The organism is Streptomyces sp. NPDC107538 (assembly GCF_055657445.1).
Genome location: NZ_JBVKAY010000001.1, coordinates 588531 through 611989, shown reverse-complemented (window position 1 = coordinate 611989; position 23459 = coordinate 588531). Strand labels below are relative to the sequence as shown.

The window sequence follows — 23459 nt, the reverse complement described above, 5'->3', positions numbered from 1 at the left end:
GGCGGGTGCCGTCGTCAGTTGTCCGCGGTGTACGGCACTCTGTCGCTGACGCCTGCGGGGACGCGGGTGTCGGGCGCCGGAGCCGTGGTCTCGGCCGACTCGCCGGTGACGTCGGCCGGGGTGTCGGCGGACGTCGGCAGGGCGAGGGCCAGGGGGGCGCCCGCGGACGGGGTCCAGCCGGAGACCGCGCCCGCGTAGGCGTCCCCGAAGGCGGAACCGGCGAGGGTGGTGCCGGTGGGCGCGGTGGCGGTGATCGCCAGGCCGTCCGGTGCCTCGACGGTGACGGTGTCGCCGATGCGGTAGGCGGTGATCTCGCCGGCCTGGAGGGCGGCCCGCCAGGCGGCCCTGCGCTGGAGTTCGGTGCCGATGTCCTTCATCCGCAGGTTGACCACGGGGGTGTTCTCGGCGAACAGGGCCGCGTAGCCGTCGAGGACGCCGTCGAGCACCGGGTAGGCGATGCGGTCCTCGGCCAGGTTCGACTGGTGGATGAAGTGCGGCTTCGGGTCGTTGGCGAGGACGTGGCCGAGGGCGATCCGCTTCTCCAGCGGCACGATGACCTCGTCGTAGCCGGTGGCCGTGTCCAGCGGGGCCGTGAGGCAGGTGGTGGTCGCCGGGTTGTCCTCGCAGATGCCGCTGCCGCCCTGGGCGCGGCTGGTGTAGATCCAGTTGTACTCGTCGACCTGTTCGGCGGCCCGGCCCGCGTTGTAGAAGACGTTCATCGGGTAGCGGGGGACGGTGGTGGCGGGGCCGACCTGACGCTGGGCGGGCTCGCGGGAGTTGTCGGAGCCGAGCCAGGCGATGTCGTTGTCGTCGAGGGCGAGCGCCAGATTGGGGTTGTCCACGGGCTGTTGCGGGAGCACCTTCATGCCGGAGTGCTCACCGGTGACCAACTCGCCGTTCTCCAGGGGGAGTCCGGCGCTCTCGCCCCAGACCCGGTTGGTGGCGATCTCGTCGGAGATGTCGTTCCGGCTGACCCACCGGGTGGAGCCGTCCGCGGCGGTCGCGCATTTCCAGGGGACCACGCTGGTGTCCTGGACGCAGCCGAGGAAGGGGTGCGAGTAGGTGTGGTTGATCCAGCGGAACTGGTTCCGGTCCGCGACGAACTTGTCGGTGAGGGCGTCGTCGCCGTTGTTGTCCTCGCGGTGGTCGACGCTGCCGGCGCCGTTGTACGCGAGGTCGAGGGTGAAGTTCTGCTCGGTCTGCCAGGCGGTGGCGTGGTCGACGTCGTCCGGGGTCATGCGGATGGGGTCGGGCTCCACGTTCGGGTCGGTGCAGTCGACGTCGCCCGGGGTGCAGTTGAGTTCGGTGTTCCAGCGGTCGTCGGCGGCGAAGACGTCGTCGACGTGTACGGCGAAGTAGTTCCGTGACGCGCCCAGGTGCACGCCGCCGGTCATCCACTCGACGATGCCGCGGGCCAGCAGCCGGAACTGCTGCTGGTACTGGTTGTAGACGAAGGTGACGACGAGTTCGCGGCGCCCGTCGTGCCGGTACTCGCCGACCAGCGAGCCGCGCGTGGACTGGCCGGGGATCGCCGCGTCGACGTAGGAGGTGAAGTCGGCGCCCGCCACCGGTCTGGACAGGTAGGCGTAACTCTCGCCGATGGCCGGGTCGTTGTCCTCGAAAGGCACCGCGCCGTCGAGGTAGCCGAAGGGGCCCGCCTGCCCGGCGTCGGTCACCTGGGCCTCGGCGCCGTCGAGGCTGCCGGAGTAGCCGCCGTACACGGGATACTGCAAACCGGCTTCTGGACGCGCGTAGGTGTAGGCGTCGACCTGGGGGATCGCGTACGTCTGCTCGTACGTCGCGAGCGCCGCCATCTCCGCCGAACCGGCCGGGAACGGGTTGTCGTTGGGCAGCACCACGGCCTGGAACTTGGCGCGCGGCCGGTCGTCGACGGTGTCCGCGAGGAAGCCCGCGTCGATGACGGGCCGGTCGGCGCTGGTGAGGTCGATCTCGGTGTACGGCGTGCCGGCCTCGGTGAGTTCGGCGGCTATCGCGTCCGTCGACGGGCCGCCGTCGCTCACCACCAGGACGCGCAGGTCGATACGGGGTGTGGTGTCGTCGGCCTGTGCCGGGCCGGCCGGCAGGCCGAGCGCGGCGATGAGCGCGCCCACCGTGAGCACGGTGCTGCGTAAGGTCCGCTTCATGCGGTGAAGTCCCCTCCCCGGGCAGGGATGAGCACGCCTCTCAGGGGGTGCTTCGCGACACCCCCTGGAGCGGACACACCCCTTGCGTGACGCCGGCGTCCCCCTCAGAACCCAGTCGTCGACGCATCCGTCGCGTCACATAGTGGTGTCTGTGTGTGGCTTTCGTGGTCATGCAGCGAAACATGACGGAAAAGCGCAGGTGTCCAACTGAGCGAATCTGGAACCGAATTGGACGTTTTCTCATCCGCCCCTGGGCGTGGCGCCCGAGGACCGCGAGGGCCCGGCGCGCTGGTCCGGGCCCTGCGGGGCGTACCGGCGGACCGTCCGGGCCCGCGAAATCGTTCGCCAGTGGTCCAGACCATGACGGAAGCCCGATCGCAGATCATTTCAGGTCACTCCCGTCACGGCCGTCCATCTTCCCGGCGGACCGTCAGGCGCAGAGCACCCGGGTCTCGGGGGTGTACACCGGGCCGCCGCTGACGTTCGTGCTGTCGCTGAACTCGGCGTAGAAGTACGAGTAGAAGCCGATGTTGCCGTTGCAGCCGGAGTCGGCGGCGACCTGGAGCGTCAGCGTGACCGTACGGCTCTGGCCGGGCGGGATCGTGGCGCCGTAGTTGGTGCCGAGGTTGGCGGGGCCGGTCCCGGAGCAGGGGGTGGCGCCGGCGGCCGTGGCGAGGCTGCAGCCGGTGAAGGAGTACTTCAGGTCGGGACGCTGGTTGGTCAGCCAGGTCGGCTCGATGGTCTGGTAGACGAACCAGACGTCGTAGGTGTGGCTGTTCGTGATCGTCATCGACACGTCGACCGTGCCGCCGGGCGTGGTGGTGGCACTGCTGGTGGTGAACGTCAGCTCCGCGGGTGCCGCGGCGACCGCGCTCGCACTGGGCGCCATGCCGAACACGGCGAGGGCGAGGGCCAGGACGGCACCGAGGCCGAAGCGTCTCATCAGTGGTGATCGCATGGGCCGGGAGGCTAGGCATCCGCCGAGCGCGCCGTCTGCCCCGACGGGGACCGGCCGGATGCCGCTCGGCCGGAAGTGTGCGGCGAGTGAAGGCACTGCGGTGAATCCGTGGCGGCGACCCCAGCGCCCACATCAGCGCACGGTAACCGCGATGTGACGGGGGGTGCGGAGGAGGTGGGTGATGCCGGTCCGGCCCGTGCTGCGGACGGGACGGTAATGGCGCGTAGTTCACCTTGTGGGCCGGCCCCACGCCGCCGTGCGGGGCGGGGCTTCTCGGCCATCCGCCGATTTCCGGCCGTCAAGTGGTGACCCGGGCCCGGTCGGCGGGAGCGTGCGCCTGACCGGACCCTGGTGAGGTCAGCGGTCCGCCGGCGAGGGGGCTCGCCCCGCGGCGCGTCCGGGCGGTGGAGGCTGACGTACCAGTCGGCTTGTCGAGCGGGCGTACGCCCGCTTCACGTACCCCGGGTATGCGATAGGGGGACGCTAACATACCTGGGGTATGCGAAGGGAAGGGGTGCGGCACCGATGGCATCGACGAGGGCCGAACAGCGCGCGGTGACGCGGCGGGCGCTGCTGGCCGAGGGGCGACGGCGGTTCGCCGCCGACGGCTATCACGCCGTGGTGCTCGCCGACGTGGCCCGCGCGGCGGGCGTCACCAAGGGCGCGGCCTACCACCACTTCGGCAGCAAGGCGGGGCTCTTCCGGGCCGTGGTCGCCGAGGCGCAGGGGGAACTCGGCGAGCGGGTCGCGGAGGCCGCCGGGCGGCACGACGACCCGTGGGAGCAGCTACGGGCCGGCTGCCGCGCCTTCCTGGCCGCCGGCTCCGATCCGGCCATGCGCCGCGTCCTGCTGGTGGACGCGCCGACCGTGCTGGGCTGGGACGAGTGGCGGGCCATGGACGAGCGGTCCTCCGCCCGGCATCTCACCGCGGCCCTCGCCCTCCTCGTCGACACCGGGATCATCGCCGATCAGCCGGTCGAGCCGCTGGCCCGCCTCCTGTCGGGCGCGATGAACGAGGCGGCGCTCTGGCTGGCCAGGTCGACGGACCCGGAGGCCCTGGAGCAGTCGGCGGCGGCACTGGACCGGCTGCTGGACGGGCTGCGGAGCGGGATCGGTTGAGGGGTGAGGTCGCAAAGCAGTTCTGAACCGTGTGCCACTGCGGAGGGTGAGCACCCCGGGCCTACGGCGTTCGGGGCCGGTGACTGGCCGGTAGTACGTACTTCGGTTACGTAGGTCTACGGATGCGCCGGCGTTCCCGCTTCGATTGGCTTGGCGGACGCCGGAGGGGTCTTCTCTCGCGTGCCCGCTCGCCGCCGGGGTTCTCCGGTGCGTCGCGGGGGTGCGCGGGGAGGTACCCGGACCGATTGTCAGTGGCTGCCGCTAGCGTTCCGCACATGATCGCACCTGGGCCGGGATCCCCCGGCTGAACTGTGCTTTCTTCTGGTGGAATTGACGCGGAGGGCTGGGGTTCGTGGGTTGGCTGTCGGCGGGCGACGGGTACGAAGTCGCTCTTGTGGAGGGGCGGGTGGCCGCACGGGCCACCTCGGGCCGGGCGGCGGGACGGCAGTTGAAGTCGCTGCCGAAGGCGCTGAAGGACCACCCGGAGGTGGACCGGCTGCGCCGGTTCGCCGAATGGCTGGATCGGCACGCGACGGCGTGCGTCACCCAGGTGGACACCTGGATGGTGTCGTCACTGCCCGTGCCCACCGGCCTGCTGGCCCGGGTGTGGCCGGACGAGGCCTGGCAGACCGCGCTGCGCGACCTCGCCGTGGTCGGCGACGACCCGGACGAGGTGGGCTTCCTGCGCGGCGCCACCGACTCCGGCGAGCTGCGGATCGTCAACCTCGACGGTGAGACGGTCCGCCTCTCCCCGCGTACGGTGACCCTGCCGCACCCCGTGCTGCTGCCGGACCTGGACGACATCCGGGAGTTCGCGGCCGAACTGGGCATCGTCCAGCGCGTCGAGCAGATACACCGGGCGACCTGGCGGCGGCCGGACGACCTCGCGGCCAAGGCCACCCAGGTACGGGAGTTCTCCGGCGGCCAGTACCGCTCCCGCTTCGCGCTCGCCGCCCGCGCCACCTCGCTGGGGTACCGCGTCTCCGGCGGGTACGCCACCGCCCGGATCCGGGACGGCGAGCGCACCGTCGAGGCCTCCGTGTGGATCGGGGAGCCGTACTACGACGACGAGGTGGAGACCGGCACCCTCACCTGGCAGAACGCGGACGGCCGCGCCCTGCCGCTGGGCGAGGTGGGCCCGGTGGCCTGGTCGGAGGGGATGCGGATGGCGGCGGCGCTGTACGCGGGGCGTGTGATCGAGGAGGGCAAGGACGCATGAGCGGGGGGACTGACGTGTCGAGCGGGGGGACCGAGGTGTCGTACGGGGAACTGCTGGCGGCGGGCGGGGTGCTGCCGCCGGACATCGAGGGGGCCGGGGAGCGGGCGGTGCCGCTGACCGCGCGGACGTACCGTCATCCGGGCCTGGACGACCGGGTGGTGGTGCGGCTGGTCGCCGGGGAACTGGGCGCGGCGGAGGATCTGGCCGCCGGGTTCCTCGGTCTGGAGCAGGACGCGGAGCCGGAGGTCGTGGGGCTGGGGCTGCGGCAGTCGCTGGGCTTCCCCGAGTGGGTGCTGGTGCACCACCCGGCGGACGGGCACCACGCGCTGGGGATCGTGCCGGACCTGGAGAAGGCGGCCCGGCAGGTGAAGTCCAAGCCGAAGGCGGCGATGGACGCCTATCTGGAGCTGGGCCTGCGGCTGGCGGCATCGGTGCCGCACTTCCTGCCGACCTTCTTCGAGCAGGCGGGGCGGGTGTTCATCGCCGAGGAGAACGCCACCTACGCGGCCCAGTTGTTCACCCGCGCCCGCAAGGCCGAGGCGGAGCACGGGCTGGTCGTCGAGGAGGAGCGGCTCGACGCCGTGTTCCTGGAGTTCGCGCTGGCCGGCGCGCTCCCGGTGAAGGTGCTGTCGGCGTACGCGAAGGAACTGGCCGCGCGGGTCCCGGCCGAGGAGGCGCTGCGGCGCTTCACCAAGCTGTGCCTGCGTCGCACGGCGGGCGGTCTGCCGCCGTCGGCGCAGATGGCGGGCGACCTGCGCAGGCTGGCCCGCGCCGCCGGCCGGGACGCGGACCGCACCGAACAGGACTATCTGGCCGAGCTGCTGGCCCTGCCGTCCACGCTGCGCGCGGCGGCCGGCTGGTGGAAGGGCCACCGTTCGGCGCTGGTGGCGCTCGCGAAGCGTGAGCCGAAGGTGCGCGGCATCCTGCTGGACACGCTTCCCTCGTCCTACGACGACGACATGCCCGCGATGTGGCTGGACATGCTGGAGGCCTGCGGTGCCACGGCGGGGCTGTGGGACTCCGCGCTGCCCGCGGAGCAGCGTCCGCACGACGGTACGGCGGGCTGGCTGGAGCGGTTCCTGAGGTTCCGGGAGCGTGCGCGATCCTGGAACAGCGCCACTCGGATGCCGGAGCTGTACCCGCTGGTGGAGCGCGCGGTGGAGGTGTTGCGTGCCGAACTGACCACGGCCGGACGCGAGTTGTCGGTGACACACGACATCGATCTGATGGACCTGCTGCTGTCCCTGGACGTGCCGGTGGCCGCCCCGGTCCGGAACACGGCGCTGCCGCTGGAGCAGTGGGCCCGGGGCGAGGGGCATCGCGAGTTGCTGTCGCTGTCCGCCGACGCCCGGTTCCACGAGGCGTTCCGGCGCGGCGCGGACCGGTTCAGCAGGGACACCGACGGGCTGCGGGCGATCCGGGCGCTGGCCGCGTCGCCGGGCGGGCGCCCGTTGCTGGCGGAGTGGGTGCGCGGGGTCGTCCGGCGGTTCGCCGCCGTGGGTCTACCGCAGCTGCCCGAGGCGCTCGGCCGGCTGAAGTGGCTGCCCGCCGAGGCGCTGGCGCTCGCCGAGGACGAGGTCCGCGCGGCCGTCGCCACCGATCTGGCGCCGGTGCTGCGCCGCACCCTGCGCGCCGGGCTCTTCGACGAACTGGGCTGGCCCGCCTGGGAGGACGCGACCGCCACCCTCGTCCCGAAGAAGGACGTCGAGGACATCGTCGTCGCCGACGCCTGGCCGCACCTCGTCGTGGCGGGCGAGGCCCAGGCCCGGGTGATCGGCGCGGACGGCACCCTCCTCACCCACGACCTGCGTATCCCGGCGGACGACAAGTGGGGCGACCCCGGCTTCCACCACGTGGACGGCGAACTGCTCGTCTACTGGCGCTCCCGCGGCGGCGGCCTGCGCGGCTACTGGCACACCCGCGCCGACCAGCCGCAGACCATGGAGGGCCCGGGCGGCACCCGGAGCACGCAGATGGACTGGTACCGGGGCAACCTCCGGACGACCGTGGCCCTGCCGGGCGGCGGCCGGGCCACCGGCGCGGGCGTGCTGCACCCCGGTGACACCACGATCCCCGACGAGCAGTGGCTGCTGTTCGACGGCGCCTCGTACTGGGTGTGGCACGCGGAGGGCGAGCGGGACACCCACGGGCTCTACGAGTACGACCCGGTGACGAACAAGCGCGGCCGGATGAGCATGCCCGCCTTCCTCGCCGACGCGCTGCACGACGCCCCCGAGGGCAGCACCTACGAAAGCGGCTGGCTCGGCCCCTCCCCGACCCTCGGCCACGCGCCGGCCTCCGCGCCCGTGGACGGCGTGCTCGGTATCCGTACGATCCAGTTGCCCGACGGTTCCCGGCGCACCGAGGACCTGGCCGGACACACCGTCACCCTGCCCGCCGAGCGGGGCACGCCGGCCGCGCTGCTGGTGTTCCCCGGGGACGACCGGGCGCGTGCCGTCGTCCGCAACGGCTGGCAGATGGAGATCGTCGACACGGACGGCGTCGTCACCTCCACCGCGAAGATCGACCGCACCCCGGGCGTCTTCGGTGAGGGCACGCTGCTGCTGCCGCCGGTGCAGTTCTGGGAGTGCATGACGGCCCGCGACCCCAAGGGTTCCGCCGCTCTGCGCCGCGTCGACCAGGACACGACGGCGGCCCTGCTGTCGGCGGCGGCCCAGGAGATCAAGAAGGAAGCGGAGGGCAAGGGCGACCGGGCCGCGCTGCTCCAGGAGATCCGGGCGATCCTGCCGGTCACGGACGACGCGCTCGTCGCGGGCATCGCCGGCGTCGTACGGCACGCAGCCGCCCAGCAGGCCGTCCTCGACGAGGCGTCCGCCCGGCTCACCCGGGCGCTCGACCAGGGTGTGGAGGAGCCGGAGGGACCGGCCGGTCCCGCCGATTCCGTGCTCCAGGACGCGCTGAGCGGTCTCGGTGTCCCGGAGCGGTATCGCTACTGGAACCGCAAGGACGAGGGAGACGCCCTCTTCCGCGCCCTGCGCGCGATGACCCGGGCCGCCGGACTGCTCCCGGACACCGCCGTACCGGAGGAGCGGACCGTACGGCTGCACCTCGACGGGCCGCAGCTGCCGACCGGGGAACTGGATCTGGTGTCGCTGGCCGACCGCGCGGCGGCCATCGCCTTCCGGGCGGCGGCCGGCACCACCACGGAGGAGCACCGGGAGGCGCTGCGCACCCTGCTCGACCGGTTCCGGACCCTGGGGCTGGGGGTCGGTGCCCAGTCCGAGCGGTGGCGCAAGGTGGTCCTGAAGCTTCCCGCCGCGCAGTTGCGCGCCCCGTCGGGCGAGTGGCGCGACGGCGAGTGGCACGGACTGCTGCCGCTGGGCGGCGGCGCCTTCGTCGCCCTCATGGAGCGCACCTACCCGGACGAGAACGAGGGCTGCACGTTCACCGGGCTCTTCCACGACCCGGCCCAGCGGTTCGAGACACCCGAGCCGTACACGCTCGTCGCGTCCTCCACGCCGGGCGGGGAGGGGCGGGCGGCGCTGCTCGACGCGTTCCTCGCGGAGCCGGCCGAGCGCGGCCCGGCGCCCTGGTTCCCGGAGGCCGCCGCGGAGTTCGCCCGGCTCACCGGGGTCACGGAGACGACGGCCCGGCTGATCGTGGCCGGACTGCCGCAGGTCGACACGTACGAGCGCTCGTTCCTGACCACCGAGACCCGCAACGCCATCGGCGTCAAGCTCGCGCCGGCCGCCGTCGCCAAGGACGAACTGCGCGGTGTCGACGGCGGGATCCGCGCCGCCGTGGTGGGCGCGCTGCTGCCCGCCGACCCCGCCCGGCTGTGGACCGACGGCCCGGACGTGGCCGCTGCGGCGGAGGTCTGGAACAGCAAGGTGGGCAGGCGGAGGTCGATCCCCGAGGAGCTGCTCGCCGACGCCTCTCGCGCGGTCAAGCATTCCGCGTGGGGCCTGCGGAGCGCCCTGCCCGCGCTGCTCTTCCCGGCGGACGAGCCCCGGCTCCACCGGGACCTGGAGTGGGCGGTCGACGGCGACCGGGTCAAGCCCGTCGGCGACGACGCGGTCGGCTTCACCGCGGACACGCTGGTCGGCTCGGTCGGCCTCGCCGCCTGGCTCGCCCACCGGCTGCCCGCCGGCGACCCGCTCCGGTCCGGGCTGCCGACCGCGCTCACCGCCGTACGCGAGCGGCTGGCCCACCCGGGGCTGGTGCTGGACCTCGGGCGGTACATCGGGCTCCCCGCGTTCCGGAAGACCGCGGGCACCCCGACCGAGGTCGGCGAGGGCTACGAGCGGTACGGCGCGGTGGTCCTGGCCACCCAGGACGACCAGCCGGCGCCGGGCATCCGGGTCGCGCTGCTCGACGAGGCCGGCGAGGACCCGTATCTGCCGGCCCTGCGCATCGACGACCAGCGGCCCTACGCCGCCGAGGTGGCCCTGCGCCTGGCCCGCTCCACGCCGTACGGGGATCTCCTCGCCGATCCGGGCGACCCGGTGGCGGGCGAGCGCGACAAGGACGGCACCTGGTGGCCGCAGGACCCGAGCCGTTCCGTGCCCGAGCTGGTGACGGAGGTGGCGAAGGAGTACGGCCTCGGTGAGGACGCCGCCACGCTGTATCTGATGCTGCTCGCCATGCCCGACCCGACGGACCGGATGACGGCCCGCTGGACCGGGTGGAAGCCGGCCCGGCTCAAGGCGGCCCGTGCCGAACTGGCCGCGGGCGAGCTGGTGGTGGAGGCCAGCCGCACCCGGGCCGGGCGTTCGCTGTTCCTGCCCGGCGCCTGGCTCGACCCGAAGGCGCCGCGGCTGCCGCTGGAGCGGTGGAAGCTGCCGCTGTACGACGCGCTGATGACCGACGAGCACGCCACGTTCGGCGTGATCGTGCCGGCCGAACCGCCCGCCGCGCTGTACCGCAGGGCGTGGCAGCGGATCCAGGACGGCGACACGCCCCGGTTCGAGGAGCTGAAGGTGCGGCGGGGGCGCCGCCGCTGAGCAGCCGGGGGAACAAGGGGGCGCCCCGCGACGGGCGCCCCCGGCCCCGGGCCTCGGCTGCGGCTGCAACTCCGGCTCCGGCTCCGGCTCCGGCTCCGGCTGCGGCTGCGGCTGCGGCTGCGGCTGCGGCTGCGGCTGCCAAGAACGGCCGACAGACCTACGGACCTACCGATCTACCGATCTACCGACCGATCAACTGACCTATTCAGCAAGGACATTCATGACCGCGACCGATACGGCGACGGCTCTTCCGGCCCGGCAGACCCTGCCCGCCGAGGAGCGCCACGCCACCGAACTCGCCTTCCTCGCCGCCCATGACGAGGGCCCCCGCCCGCCCGGCTGGCGGCTGACCCCGCGTTCCGTGGTCACCTTCGTCTGCGGCAGCGGCGGCGAGACCCTGAAGCTGGCCAAGCCGCACGAGACGCTGCCCGACAAACTGGTGATCGCCCCCAAGTTCGTCGGCGAACGGGCCCTGGTGGAGCGGTGCGTGGTCACCCTCGCCGGTGAGCGCGGGCTGCTGCTCGTCGGCGAGCCCGGTACGGCCAAGTCGATGCTCTCCGAGCTGCTGGCGGCCGCCGTGTGCGGCACCAGCGCGCTCACCGTGCAGGGCACCGCGGGCACCACCGAGGACGCCTTCCGCTACGGCTGGAACTACGCGCTGCTGCTGGCCCAGGGCCCGACCCCGCAGGCGCTGGTCGACTCCCCGGTGCTCGGCGCGATGCGCTCCGGCCGGGTGGCGCGGGTGGAGGAGATCACCCGTTGTCTGCCCGAGGTGCAGGACGCCCTGGTGTCGATCCTGTCCGACCGCCGGGTGAGCGTGCCCGAGCTGTCCGGCACGGACGACGCCCAGGTCCCGGCCGTGCCCGGGTTCACCGTCATCGCCACGGCCAACCTGCGCGACCGGGGCGTCTCGGAGATGTCGGCCGCGCTCAAGCGCCGCTTCAACTTCGAGACCGTGCACCCGATCGCGGACGTCGACGCCGAGACGGCCCTGGTCCGGCGGCAGGCGGAGGCGGCCGTGCAGCGGGCGGGCGCGGCGTTCGGGGTGGACGACGCGGTGCTCGACGTACTGGTGACCGTCTTCCGTGATCTGCGCGAGGGGCGCTCCGCCGAGGGCTGGGACGTGGAGCGGCCCGGCACGGTGATGTCCACCGCCGAGGCCGTGCAGGTGGCCGCCTCCCTCGGGGTGGCCGCCGCGTATCTGCCGGGCGGGGACGCGCTCGACCTGGTCCCCGGGCACCTGCTGGGCGTGGTCCGCAAGGACGACCCGGCCGACCACGCCCGGCTGCTCGGCTACTGGGACGGTCCGGTGCGCCGGCGCGCCGAGGACGGCTCGGCGATGTGGCGCCGCCTCTGGGACCTGCGGGAGAACCTTCGGTGACGACCACTCAGGAACCGCGGGCGGCCGTCACGGCGCTCGCCGACTCGGCGGCGCCGTATCTGCTGGGGGTACGGCACCACAGCCCGGCCCTGGCCGCGGCCGTACCCGCCCTGCTGGACGCCTCCGGCGCGGATGTCGTCTGCGTGGAGCTGCCGGCCGACTTCCAGCACTGGCTGCCCCACCTCGCCGCCCCGGGCACCCTCGCGCCGGTCGCCCTCGCCGGGGCGAGCGAGGGGGGCCGACTCGGCTTCTACCCCTTCGCCGACTTCTCCCCCGAACTCGCCGCCCTCCGCTGGGCCCGGGAGCGGGGTGTGGAGGTGATCTGCTGCGACCTGCCGATGTCGGACCCGGCGTGGACGCTGCCCCGGGCGGGGGTGAGCGTGGACCGGCCGGGAGCGGACGGGGACGGGGACATGGCGGGCCGAAGGGGGCCGGGGGACACCGCGAACCGCTCGGGGGCCGGTACGGGCAGTCCTGGGACACCCCCGGACACGGGCGGCGCGTCGGCGGCGCCGGGCGCCGGCCTCGCGTCGGCGGACTCGCATCCCTCGGGCGCCACGACGACCGACCGCGCGGCAGCGGGCGGGGACGGCTCCGGCCCAGTCGTGGAGACCCGAAGCGTGGCCGCCGAAGGCACCGCCGTCGCCGCGCCCACGGCCTTCGCGGCGGCGCTCACCGCCGCCGGGTCCGGGCGGGACGGTGACGATCTGTGGGACCGGTGTGTGGAGGTACTCGCTCCCGGCTGTGCGCCCGAGGCCATCCGGCGGGCGGCGCTGGGGGTGGGGTGGGCGTTGCGGCGCGACGCCGAGTCGGCGGGCGGGGTGCCGTCGGTGGACCTGGCCCGTGAGGCGCACATGCGGGACACGATCGCCCGCGCGGCGACGGGCGGACGCCGGGTCGCGGCCGTGATCGGCGCGTTCCACGCCCCGGCGCTGACGGACGTTGCCGGCGTGACCGGCGCGATTGGCGTATCCGGCGCGACCGACGTGACCGCCATCACCGGCGTGACCGGCGTGACCGGCGTGACCGGCGTGGGCAACGACTCGGCCGGCGCGGGCGGTTCGGGTGTTTCGGGCCGCTCGGGTGGTTCGGATGGTTCGGGCCGCTCGGGTGGTTCGGATGGTTCGGGCGGCACGGAGTCGTCCGGCGTGGGCAGCACCGTGTCGGCTCCGCGTGCGGGCGGCGGCTCCGTGGCCGGGGCCCGGGGAGCGGGTCTCGTCGGGGAGCGGCCGCCGGTCGTCACCTCGCTCGTCCCGTACGCCTTCGATCTGCTGGACTCCCGTTCCGGGTACCCGGCGGGCATCCGGGACCCGCGCTGGCAACAGGCGGTGTTCACGGCCGGGGGCGACCCCGGGCTGCTGTACGGCGCCGCCGCGCGGGCGATCACCGACGTGTGCCGGGAACTGCGCGCGGCCGGGCACACCGCGGGCACCGGTGAGGCCACGGAGACCCTGCGGATGGCGGGCGACCTGGCCAGTATCCGGGGGCTCGCGGCCCCCGGCCGGGGCGAGGTCCTGGAGGCGCTGACCACCGTGATGGGCCAGGGCGAGCCGCTCGGCCGGGGCCGGGCCCTGGCCCGCGCGCTCGACGTGGTCCTCGTCGGCACCGACCGGGGCCGGATCGCGCCGGGCACCCCGCGTTCCGGTCTCGGCCCGTCCGTGGAGGCGGAGCTGTCCGCGTTGCGGCTGCCCGGCCCGGACGAACCGGCCTCGCGCGAACTCCGGCTCGACCCGCTCCGTTCCGCCCTCGACGGCCGCCGCGAGATCCTGCTCCAGCGCCTCGCGGTGTGCGGCGCGGGCTACGGCGAGGCCGTCGAGGTGGCCGGCACGGGCGACGGTACGGCGCTCACCACCCGGTGGCGGCTGTCGTGGACGCCCGCGGTCCCTGTACGGCTCGACCTGGCCGGGATCCGAGGCGTGACCGCGGCCCTGGCGGCCGAGGGCACCCTGCGGGAGACCTTCCGCCGGGAGTCGGCGGACGGCGGGCCCACCTGTGCCCTGGTGCTCGCCGGGCTGCGGGCGGCGGCCCGCTGCGATCTGCCCGTGCTGGTCGCCGACCGGCTGGCCGACGCCGCCGCCGTGCTGCCCGCCGCGGCCACGCTCCCCGAACTGCTGGAAGCGCTGGACCTGTTGGAGGCGTTGCGCCGGGGCCATCTGCCCGGCACCACGGCCGAGGGCAGGCGGTCGGCCGCCGAACTGGCCGTCGACCTGCTGGAGGCGGCCGTCCGCGCACTGCCCGGACTCGCGGGCAGCGACCAGCCGGAGGACGCCGCCGCGCTCGTCGCGCTCGCCTCGCGGGCCGGCGAACACCGCCTCGGTCTGCGCATGGACGACGCCCTGGGCACGCTGGCGCGCACCGGCTCCCCGCTGGTCCAGGGGGCCGCCCTGGCCGCCCGGGTGCTGCTCGACCTGGACGGCGCCGACACCCTCGGGGCGCGTGCGGCCGGCTGGATCGACACGGCCACCGGGCCCGACAGCCGCCTCGCGCTCGCCCGTCGGCTCACCGGCCTGCTCAGCGCGGCGGCCCCGCTGCTCCAGTCCGCGCCGACCGCGCTGGACCCGCTGCTCGACCGTGTCGACACGCTCACCGACCAGGGTTTCCTGGACCGGCTGCCCGCCCTGCGCGGCGGCTTCGACACCCTGACCCCGGCGGGCCGCGACCGGCTGCTCAGCACGGTCACCGAACGCCTCGGCGACCGCCTCGACCTGTCCCTCACCGCCTCACCGGCGCTGCTCGTCCTCTGGACGGCGGCGGACACGGCGGGCCTGGCGGCGCTCGACGCACTGCGCCTGCGGACCGGAGCGGGCACCTCGGGGCTCCCCGAGACCTCGGACGGCTCGAACACCGCCCCAGGGCTCCCCCCGGTGGCGCAACCCCTCGCCGGGCCTACCGACCCCGAGACCACCGAGCCGGAAGCCACAGCCGGGCCCGCGACCACCGACCCCGGCAAGGCCCCCGAGGCCGCCGAAGCCCCCGCACCCGCGTCCCCCTCCCCCACCCCGCTCCACCTCGCCCCCACCGACCGCTGGCGCCTGCTGCTCGGTCGGGAGAGCGAGAAGTTGCCGCAGGGGGCCCGTCGTTACGCGCACGCGCTCGACGAGCTGTACGGCACCGGCCGGGGCGAGGGGGCCGACGACCTCGGCCGGGGCAGCGGTGGCCAGGGGCAGGGCGGCGGCCAGGAGGCATCGTTCCCGACGGCCCGTGAGTGGGCCGACGAACTGGACGCGCTGTTCGGCGCGGAGGTCCGCGAGGAGGTGCTGGCACGCGCCGCCGACCAGGGCCGTAGAGACGTACTGGCCGAGCTGGACCCCAAGTCCGTACGCCCGTCCGTCGATCTGCTGACCTCCGTGCTGAACCTCGCCGGAGGGATGCCCGAACAGCAACTGGCCAGGCTGCGCCCGCTGGTACGGCGGCTGGTGGACGAACTGTCCAAGGAACTCGCCACCCGGATGCGCCCCGCGCTCACCGGTCTGGCCACCCCGCGCCCGACCCGCCGCCCCGGCGGCCGGCTGGACCTGCCGCGCACCCTGCGGGCCAACCTGGCGAGCAGTCACCGTACGGCGGACGGCCGGACCGTGGTCGTACCGGAGCGGCCGGTGTTCAGCACTCGGTCCCGCAAGGAGGCGGACTGGCGGCTGATCCTGGTCGTCGACGTGTCCGGGTCGATGGAGGCCTCCGTCATCTGGTCGGCGCTGACCGCGGCCGTCCTGGGCGGTGTGCCCACGCTGTCGACGCACTTCCTGGCGTTCTCGACCGATGTGATCGATCTGACCGACCGGGTGGACGATCCGCTGTCGCTGCTCCTGGAGGTGAAGGTCGGCGGCGGTACGCACATCGCGGCGGGGCTCGCGCACGCCCGTTCGCTGGTGACCGTGCCGAGCCGGACCCTCGTGGTCGTGGTGAGCGACTTCGAGGAGGGCTACCCGCTCGGCGGTCTCCTCGGCGAGGTCCGCGCCCTCGCCGGGTCCGGGGTCCATCTGATGGGCTGCGCCGCCCTGGACGACACCGGCACCCCGCGCTACTCGGTGCCCGTCGCCCAGCAGCTCGTCGCGGCCGGGATGCCGGTCGCCGCCCTCAGTCCCCTCGCCCTCGCCCGCTGGGTGGGCGACCGGCTCCGCGGAGAGACCCGATGAACGCCGAACTGCCCCCGGTGGCCCCCGATGTGGTGGCCGCCGCCGTCGAGAGTCTGACCTCCCGGCTGCGCAAGAAGCTGGACGCAGCGGTCGAGTCGTACGCGGCGCTGCCCGTCACGGTCGACGGCGACACCGTGCGCGTCCGGTGCGGCGAGGACGCCGAGGTGACGCTCACGCCCGGACCCTCGGGCGCGGTCACCGACGCCGAGCGGGCGGTGTGCGGTTGTCTGCTCGCACCCCGCTGTCTGCACCGCGCCGCCGTGCTGAGCGCGTGCCCGGTGGCCGACGCCGACACACTCGCGACCGCCGCCGAGGCGGAGCCGGAGCCATCGGCCGACGGCTCACCGGCAGCGGACACGGCGACGGCAACGGGCACACCGGGCTCCAGTGAGGCCGCCGCACCCCCCGAAGGCACAAGTCGAGCTGCGGACACCGAAGTTGTCAGCACCAGCGAGACCGGTGGAACCGGCGGCGCCCAACCCCCCACCCCCGCCCAGATCTCCGCCGCGAACGCCCTCTGGGCGGCCACCGCCGCCGTGCTCGCCGCGGGCGTCCCGGCGGCGGGGGCGGTGCCGCAGGCGGAGTTGTTGCGGGCGGCGCACACCGCCCGGCTGGCCGGGCTGCACCGCGCCGAGGCGGCGGCCCTGCGGGTGGTGCGCGGACTGCGCGGGGCGCGGGCCCGGCGCGACGGGCACCGGCTCGCCGACCTGGTCGCCAACGTACGCGAACTGCTGCTCACCACCGGCCTGTTGGCGGCGGCGAACCCGGATCCGGCCCTCGTCGGCACCGCCCGGCGCGCGTACCGGCCGGGCGGCGGTCTGCGGGTGCACGGGGTGTGCCGGGAGCCGGTGATCTCGGCCACCGGTTACGGCGGGGTCGTCACCCATCTCGTCTCCGACGACGGGGAGTGGTTCTCGCTCGCCGACGTCAAGCCGGGAGGCCCGGCCCGCGCCCGGGGTGCCGCCAAGGCCCCCGTCGCGCTCGGTTCCGGCACCCTGGACCACGCGGGGCTCTCCCGTGGCGGGCTGCTGATCTCCGGGGCCACGCTCTCCCCGGACGGCCGGCTCGGCTCCGGCAAGGGGGTCCGGGCGACTCCGCTCGCCGGGCTCGCCTGGACGTCGGGTCCGCTGGCCGCGCTCTTCGCCCGCCCCTTGGCGGAGGCGGCCGCCGAACGGCTCTCGGTCGCCCCGGGGGCGGACCCGGAGCAGGCCGAGCAGGCGGCGCGCAGGCTGATCGGCTGCGATCTGGTCCTGGTCGGCGCGGCGGGCGACCAACTGCTCGCCCGTGAGGTGTCCCGCTCCGGGGAACCGGACGGCGAGGGCCTCCTCGTCCGCCTGACCCCGGCCAACGGCCACCCCGACCTCGCGCACACCGCCAACTTCCGTCAGCTGGCCGCCCGGCCCGGTCTGCGGCTACGGGTGCTCGGCCGCCTCGAACCCGACCGCGCGGCCACGCTCCGCCCGCTCGCGATCGGTCCGGTCCCGGACACCGAGGCGACGCTGCGGCTGCCGGACGAGTGGCAGGGCCACGCGGATCTGGGCTACGACCGTCTCCAGGGCGCGTACTTCCCGCCGCCGGACGCCCTGCCCGCCGTGGACGGTCCGGCCGGGGTCCCGGCCGATCCGCTCGCCGAGGCCCCGTTGTGGCGGCTGCGGCGGCTCGTCGAGGTCGCCGTCTCCGGAGGCCGCCGCGCGGTCGCCGAGCCGGCCCGCGACGGCGACCGGAACGGCGGGGGCGCGGCGCTGCGGCGCAGTGGGTTCCGGGGGGCCGCCGATCTGTCGGCCGCGCTCACGGCGGAGGCCGACCGTCGCTCCCGCGACGTCTTCGGCCGCATCACCGACCCCGCCCCGGACCGCTACGCCCGCGCCTGGCTCGCCACCGCGGTCTACCTGGCCGGCACGGAACGCGCGCTGGTCCGGGCCACCTGGGGGTCGCACTCCTCCGACGCCTGATCAGCATGCGGTACTCCCCGGGGCGCCGGACCGGCTCGCGCACCCTCAGCGGTGGCTGAGCGCCTCCGGGGAGTCCTGAACCGCGCGGGCCGCGACATGCCGGTGCGCCGACCCGTGCGCAAGGCTCGATTCCAGGGCGTCGAGTGCCTGGCGGGCGGCCAGGATGCGGACCCGCAGCTCCTCTTCGGCGACGAGGCCACCGTCCGCACCCCCGTCGGCGGCCGGGGCCGGCTCGTGGTCGTCCTGCTCCCGTTCCATCTCGCGGGCCTCGTCCAGCGAGCTGATGACCACACCGATGAGGACGTTGACGAGGACGAAGGAGGCGAAGAGGACGTAGGAGGCGTAGTAGACGATGCTCCAGCGGGAGATCTCCAGGCCGGCGCGGACGGCGTCGCCGAGGCCGTCCAGGGTCATCAGCAGGAAGAGGGTGAGGACGGCGCGGCCGAGGGAGCCGAAGTGCTCGGGGTCGTGGTCGGCGAAGAAGACCCAGCCGACCATGGCGTAGACGTACAGCAGCAGGGCGCCGACGAGGAGGAAGCTGAAGGTGCCGGGGAGGCTGCGGCCCACGGCGACCATGAAGACGCGGAGCTGGGGCAGGAAGCGGGCGGTGCGCAGGACACGGGCGAGGCGCAGCAGCCGCAGGATCGTGCCGTTCTCGCGGACGACGGGCAGGAACGCGGAGACCACGACGGCCAGGTCGAACAGGTTCCACGGGTCGCGGAGGAAGTCGCGGGGGCGGTCGGCGTGCGCACAGGCACGCAGGAGTATCTCGACCGTGAACGCGGCGAGGCAGAGGTGTTCGGCGAGGCGTAACCAGCCTCCCCAGCCCGTCACCAACGCGCTGTAGGTCTCCACGCCCAGCAGGGCCGCGTTGGTGAGGATCAGGGCGAACACGGTGACGCCGAACCAGCGGGCCTCCGTGACGGCGCGGGCCCGTTCCGCGAGGGCCCGGCGGAGGGGGCGCCGGGCCGTGGGGGTCGTACGGTCGTGCGGGTCGATCATCCTGCTGTACCTGCTCCTTCGCGCAGCGCGACGTCCCGCCGCCCCGGGATCGGGCGGCGGGTCCGGTGGAACGATCACGCTCCAGGAGACTTCTACAGCACGGTCGCCGCGAGGTGCGCCGGCCGGCGGCCGGGCAGGTGCCCCGGCCGCCCTGCCCTCGGCCCTCAGCCCGCCCGGGGCTGCAGATAGCGCGCCAGCAGGTCGTCCAGGGTGACCAGACCCGTGAGGCGGCCCATGTCGTCGTGGACGACGGCGAGCGTGGCGCGGTGCCGGCGCAGGGTGTCGATGGCGTCGGCCACGGTCGCGTCGTCCGGCAGCTTCGGCACCGGCCGGGCGAGGGCGCGGGCGGTGACGGCGCGCCCCTTCGTCCGGGCGACCAGGGCGTCGCGGGCGTGGACGGAGCCGAGGACGGTGGTGTCGTCGGCGCGGACCAGCAGCCGGGTGCGGTCGTGTGCGGCGGCGGCCCGCAGGACGGCCTCGATGTCGGCGTCCGCGTCGACCGCGGTGATCTCGGCGGCCGGGATCGCGAGGTCGCGCACCGGGGTTCCGGGCTCGGTGAGCGAGCGGGTGATCAGCTCGGAGTCGGCCTCGCTGATCAGCCCCAGCCGCCGCGACTCCTCGACGAGGTGGGTGAGCTGCTCACGGTTGTGCACGGAGGCCAGTTCGTCGCGCGGGGTGACCCTGCACAGCCGTACCAGCGCGTTGCTGACCCGGTTCAGCAGCCCGATCAGCGGTCGTACGGCCCTGACCACGGCCCGGAAGGACGGGGCCAGCAGCATCGCGGAACGCTCGGGGTGGGCGATGGCCCAGGACTTGGGTGCCATCTCGCCGACGACCATGTGCAGGAACACGACCACGACCATGGCGACGACGAAGGCCACGCCGTAGCTGAGGGCACTGGGCAGGCCCAGGTCGTGGAGCAGGGGGTCGAGTTCGTGGGAGATGGCGGGCTTGGAGACGGAGCCCAGGCCCAAAGTGCAGACGGTGATGCCGAGTTGGGCACCTGCCAGCATCAGGGACAGCTCGCGCATACCGGCGAGGGCCGCCTTGGCGCCGCGCTGCCCCGAGGCCACCGCCTGTTCGACGCGGTGGCGTTTCGCGGCGACGAGCGCGAACTCGGCGGCGACGAAGAACCCGCTGCCGATCAGGAGCAGGACGGTGACGAAGAGAGCCATGGGGAAACTCATGCCTGTTCCTCCTCACGCCCGGCCCCGCGCGCTGCCTCGCGCTCGGCCCCACGCCTTGCCTCGCGCTCGGCATCACGCTCTGCTTCGTTTTCTGCCTCGCGCTCCGTCTCACGCTCGACGAGCGCGGGCAGCCGCTCCAGGCGGACCCGGTCGGGGACGTGCCGGTCGAGGGTGCGTACGTCGATGACCGCGCGCCCGCCGTCGGGCAGGTCCACGGTGAGCCGGTCGCCGATGGCGGGGAAGCGACCGAGCCGGTCCACCACCAGCCCGGCGACGGTGTCGTAGTCGTCCTCCTCGGGCAGGTCGACACCGGTGGCGTCGGCGACCTCGTCGAGGCGACGCCCGGCGTCCACCAGCCAGCCCGTGCCGTCGGCGACGGCGAGTTCGGTGACGGTGTCGGACTCGTCGGCGATGTCGCCCACCAGTTCCTCGGCGATGTCCTCGTAGGTGACGATGCCGGCGACACCGCCGTGCTCGTCGAGGACGACGGCGAACTCGTCGTCGCGCTCCCGCATCCGCGTCACCGCGTCCGGCAGCGGCAGGGTGTCCGGCAGGAGCAGCGGACGGCGGGCGAGGGCCCCCGCGGTGGTGGCGGTGAGGGGCCCGGCGGGCAGCCGCATCAGCTCACGGACGCCGAGCACGCCGGTGACGTCGTCCGGGTGGTCGCCGAGCACGGGGTAGTTGGAGTGGCCGTGCCGCGCGATCAGTTCGACCGCCTCGGCGCCGGAGGCGTCCTCGCGGACGAAGACGGCGGCGGCGCGCGGCACCATCACCTCGTCGAGGGTCCGCTCGGAGAACTCCAGGGCGTGGTCGAGCAGTTCGGCGGTGTCCCTGGGCAGTTCGCCCTGCTCGTGGGACTCGCCGATGAGATGGCCCAGCTCCTCCAGGGTGGCGCCGTGGTGCAGTTCCTCGACGGGCTCGATGCCCACCTTGCGCAGCAGCCGGTTGGCCGCACCATCGAAGACGTGCACCACCGGGCCGACGACCTTGAGGTACGCCAGCGTGGAGCCGGCCAGCGACTTCGCCAGCCGTTCCGGGACGGCGAGGGCCAGGTTCTTCGGGGCCAGCTCGCCCAGCACCATCTGGACGACGGTGGCCGCCGTGAAGGCCAGGACGACGGAGATCCCGCCGACCGCGCCCTCCGGGACGCCTGCGCCGGTCAGGGCCGGTTCGAGGAGGGCGGAGACGGACGGTTCGGCGATGAAGCCAACGACCAGGCCGGTGACGGTGATGCCGAGCTGGGCGCCGGAGAGCATGAACGACAGCCGCTCCAGCACGGTCAGGGCGCGCGCGGCCCGGCGGTCGCCCGCCTCCGCGTCGCGTGCGAGGGCGAGCCGGTCGACGGAGACGTACGCGAACTCCTGGGCGACGAAATAGCCGGTACCGGCGGTGAGGACGAGGACGGCCAGCAGGCCGAGGACGGCGTTCGCGGCACTCATCGGACACCACCCCGTCGCGTGCCGCGATCGAAACGATCGGCCAAGATATCGGCCAAGGTCTGGCGGGATGGTCGGGGACTGTGCCCCGGGGAGTCCGTCGGTCTGGCGGACACGGGCTTGCTCCTTGAGGTCGGTGTGCGACAGGTGAACGATTCTGACCCGATCTTCGTTCCCGGTCGCGACCGCCCCGGCCCCGGCGCGGCGCTCACCCGTCGTCGCCGGTGCCCCGCGCTCTGACCAGCCCCTTCTCGTACGCGATCACGACGGCCTGGGCGCGGTCGCGCAGGTCGAGTTTGGCGAAGATGCGGGCCACATGGGACTTGACGGTGGCCTCGCTGAGGGTGAGTTCGGCGGCGAGTTCCGCGTTGGACAGGCCACGGCCGAGGAGGGTCAGGACCTCCAGTTCGCGGGGTGTCAGGGACCGGAGGTCGGCGTGCGCGGCGGGCGGGTGGGCGGCTTCGGTGGCGAAGCGTTCCACCAGCCGCCGGGTGATGGTGGGGGACAGCAGGGCGTCACCGGTGTCGACCAGCCGTACGGCCGCCGCGAGGTGCCGAGGGGTGACGTCCTTCAGCAGGAAGCCGCTGGCGCCGATGGACAGGGCCGCGTAGACGTAGCGGTCGAGGTCGAAGGTGGTGAGCATCAGCACCCGGCAGGCCGGGGTCCGGTCCAGGATGCGGCGGGTGGCCTCCAGGCCGTCCATGTTCGGCATCCGGATGTCCATCAGGACGACGTCCGGTTCCAGCTCGCGGGCCATCGCCACCGCTTCCACGCCGTCGGCCGCCTCCCCCACCACCTCGATGCCCCGCGCGGTGAGGATCAGCCGGAACCCGGTCCGGATCAGCGTCTGGTCGTCGACGACGAGCACCCGGGGCGCCGACGGCGTGTCCGTCGCCGGGTCTGCCGCCGTCACGGCCGGTCCAGGGGGATGCGGGCCCGGACGCGGTACCCGCCGCCCAGTCGGCGGCGGGCGTCCAGGTCACCGCCGTACACGGCGACCCGCTCGCGCAGGCCCAGCAGCCCGCGCCCGGTGCCGTCCCGGTGGAGCCGGGTGGGGCGCGGCGGCGCCAGGTCGTCGCCGGTCAGCACGCTGGGGCCGGTGTTCAGCACCTCCACGCGCAGCGCGTGCTCGGCGTACCGCACGGTGACCTCGGCCTTGCCGCCGTCGCCGTGCCGCAGCGCGTTGGTGAGCGCCTCCTGCACGATCCGGTACGCCGTCACGTCGACGCCCTGCGGCAACGGGCGCGGCTCGCCGGAGATCCGCACCTCGACGGGCAGCCCGGCGAACGAGATCCGGTCGACGAGCGGCCCCAGCCGGTCGAGACCGGGCTGGGGCGACAGCTCCCCCCGGTCCTCGCCGCGCCGGCCCGCGCCGGACGGGACCACCGCGCGCCCGCCCTCCCCCATGTCGTCCCCCGCATGCCCCGTGTCCCCCGTTTCCCTCGTGTCCTCCGCGTCCTCGCCGTCCTGGGAGGGCGCGAGCAGGCCCAGCAGATGCCGGAGGTCGGTCATCGCGCCGCGCCCCGCGTCCTCGACGGCCAGCAGGGCCGCGGCGGCCTCGTCGGGCATGGTGCCCAGGACCTCGCGGGCCGCGCCCGCCTGGACGACCATGAGGCTGACGTTGTGGCTGACGATGTCGTGCAACTCCCGTGCGATACGGTCGCGTTCGGCCTCGATCGCGGCCCGGGCGGCGCTCTCCCGCTCCCGTTCCAGCAGCCAGCCGCGCTCCCCCACGGCCCGCTGCCACCGCCGACGCGTACGCACCAGTGCCACCGCCAGCCCGACCGCGACCGCGCTCACCACCCCCAGCGCCGCCACCAGGCCCTCGACCCCCCGTTCCCACATGGGTTCACCTTCGCAGACCCGCCCGGCACCGCGCATCAACCCCCGGATGCGGGCCCCTGCATCTCCGGGATGAGGCGCGGGACCGGGTGCCATCCGGGGAGGGATGTCCCGGCCGCGTT

The 23459-nt window shown here is 74.4% G+C and carries 13 protein-coding genes; 6 read left to right on the top strand and 7 right to left on the bottom strand.

Annotated elements, in window-relative coordinates; all coding sequences use genetic code 11:
* Positions 1 to 14: 14 nt before the first annotated feature.
* On the bottom strand, positions 15 to 2144 hold the full coding sequence (locus ACZ7MG_RS02675; RefSeq protein ID WP_471385671.1) for a hypothetical protein: 2130 nt from the start codon (positions 2142 to 2144) through the stop codon (positions 15 to 17).
* A gap of 430 nt (positions 2145 to 2574) precedes the next feature.
* Positions 2575 to 3102, bottom strand: a complete 528-nt coding sequence (locus tag ACZ7MG_RS02670) for a hypothetical protein (RefSeq protein ID WP_471385673.1) — start codon at positions 3100 to 3102, stop codon at positions 2575 to 2577.
* Positions 3103 to 3627: 525 nt separating this feature from the next.
* Here ACZ7MG_RS02670 and ACZ7MG_RS02665 point away from each other — a divergent pair.
* The 6 genes from ACZ7MG_RS02665 to ACZ7MG_RS02640 all read left to right on the top strand — a co-directional run bounded on the left by ACZ7MG_RS02665 (position 3628) and on the right by ACZ7MG_RS02640 (position 17870).
* Positions 3628 to 4221 (top strand): TetR/AcrR family transcriptional regulator, encoded by a 594-nt coding sequence (locus tag ACZ7MG_RS02665; RefSeq protein ID WP_471385675.1) that lies wholly within the window; start codon positions 3628 to 3630, stop codon positions 4219 to 4221.
* Positions 4222 to 4573: 352 nt separating this feature from the next.
* Entirely contained in the window at positions 4574 to 5440 is an 867-nt protein-coding gene (locus ACZ7MG_RS02660; RefSeq protein ID WP_471385677.1) for a DUF4132 domain-containing protein, read from the top strand.
* Complete coding sequence (locus tag ACZ7MG_RS02655; RefSeq protein WP_471385678.1) at positions 5437 to 10404, top strand: DNA-binding protein; 4968 nt, start codon at positions 5437 to 5439, stop codon at positions 10402 to 10404. The genes ACZ7MG_RS02660 and ACZ7MG_RS02655 overlap by 4 nt, the downstream gene beginning before the upstream one ends.
* A 220-nt stretch (positions 10405 to 10624) precedes the next feature.
* Entirely contained in the window at positions 10625 to 11785 is a 1161-nt protein-coding gene (locus ACZ7MG_RS02650; protein ID WP_471385680.1) for an ATP-binding protein, read from the top strand.
* On the top strand, positions 11782 to 15918 hold the full coding sequence (locus tag ACZ7MG_RS02645; protein ID WP_471385682.1) for a vWA domain-containing protein: 4137 nt from the start codon (positions 11782 to 11784) through the stop codon (positions 15916 to 15918). Before ACZ7MG_RS02650 ends, ACZ7MG_RS02645 begins: the two co-directional genes overlap by 4 nt.
* The gene (locus tag ACZ7MG_RS02640; RefSeq protein ID WP_471385684.1) at positions 15915 to 17870 is read left to right on the top strand and encodes a hypothetical protein; all 1956 of its coding nucleotides are present in this window, start codon (positions 15915 to 15917) and stop codon (positions 17868 to 17870) included. Before ACZ7MG_RS02645 ends, ACZ7MG_RS02640 begins: the two co-directional genes overlap by 4 nt.
* Positions 17871 to 17915: 45 nt before the next feature.
* Here the strand turns inward: ACZ7MG_RS02640 and ACZ7MG_RS02635 are convergent, their stop codons facing one another.
* From ACZ7MG_RS02635 to ACZ7MG_RS02615, 5 genes are all read right to left on the bottom strand, one after another.
* On the bottom strand, positions 17916 to 18872 hold the full coding sequence (locus ACZ7MG_RS02635; protein WP_471385686.1) for an ion transporter: 957 nt from the start codon (positions 18870 to 18872) through the stop codon (positions 17916 to 17918).
* A gap of 164 nt (positions 18873 to 19036) precedes the next feature.
* Positions 19037 to 20059, bottom strand: a complete 1023-nt coding sequence (locus ACZ7MG_RS02630) for a hemolysin family protein (protein WP_471385688.1) — start codon at positions 20057 to 20059, stop codon at positions 19037 to 19039.
* Positions 20056 to 21498: a hemolysin family protein gene (locus ACZ7MG_RS02625; protein WP_471385690.1), complete on the bottom strand. Its 1443-nt coding sequence runs from the start codon at positions 21496 to 21498 to the stop codon at positions 20056 to 20058. Before ACZ7MG_RS02625 ends, ACZ7MG_RS02630 begins: the two co-directional genes overlap by 4 nt.
* Positions 21499 to 21703: 205 nt before the next feature.
* The gene (locus tag ACZ7MG_RS02620) at positions 21704 to 22408 is read right to left on the bottom strand and encodes a response regulator (protein ID WP_471385692.1); all 705 of its coding nucleotides are present in this window, start codon (positions 22406 to 22408) and stop codon (positions 21704 to 21706) included.
* A complete protein-coding gene (locus tag ACZ7MG_RS02615) occupies positions 22405 to 23340 on the bottom strand; it encodes a sensor histidine kinase (protein WP_471385693.1) in 936 nt (311 codons plus the stop codon). Before ACZ7MG_RS02615 ends, ACZ7MG_RS02620 begins: the two co-directional genes overlap by 4 nt.
* Positions 23341 to 23459: the final 119 nt, after the last annotated feature.

Excerpts from the sequence above, each read along its gene's own strand:
- ACZ7MG_RS02650 (WP_471385680.1), top strand. The coding sequence starts at position 10,625 with ATGACCGCGACCGATACGGCGACGGCTCTTCCGGCCCGGCAGACCCTG.
- ACZ7MG_RS02630 (WP_471385688.1), bottom strand. The coding sequence starts at position 20,059 with ATGAGTTTCCCCATGGCTCTCTTCGTCACCGTCCTGCTCCTGATCGGC.
- ACZ7MG_RS02640 (WP_471385684.1), top strand. The coding sequence starts at position 15,915 with ATGAACGCCGAACTGCCCCCGGTGGCCCCCGATGTGGTGGCCGCCGCC.
- ACZ7MG_RS02635 (WP_471385686.1), bottom strand. The coding sequence starts at position 18,872 with ATGATCGACCCGCACGACCGTACGACCCCCACGGCCCGGCGCCCCCTC.
- ACZ7MG_RS02670 (WP_471385673.1), bottom strand. The coding sequence starts at position 3,102 with ATGCGATCACCACTGATGAGACGCTTCGGCCTCGGTGCCGTCCTGGCC.
- ACZ7MG_RS02655 (WP_471385678.1), top strand. The coding sequence starts at position 5,437 with ATGAGCGGGGGGACTGACGTGTCGAGCGGGGGGACCGAGGTGTCGTAC.
- ACZ7MG_RS02665 (WP_471385675.1), top strand. The coding sequence starts at position 3,628 with ATGGCATCGACGAGGGCCGAACAGCGCGCGGTGACGCGGCGGGCGCTG.
- ACZ7MG_RS02615 (WP_471385693.1), bottom strand. The coding sequence starts at position 23,340 with ATGTGGGAACGGGGGGTCGAGGGCCTGGTGGCGGCGCTGGGGGTGGTG.
- ACZ7MG_RS02625 (WP_471385690.1), bottom strand. The coding sequence starts at position 21,498 with ATGAGTGCCGCGAACGCCGTCCTCGGCCTGCTGGCCGTCCTCGTCCTC.
- ACZ7MG_RS02675 (WP_471385671.1), bottom strand. The coding sequence starts at position 2,144 with ATGAAGCGGACCTTACGCAGCACCGTGCTCACGGTGGGCGCGCTCATC.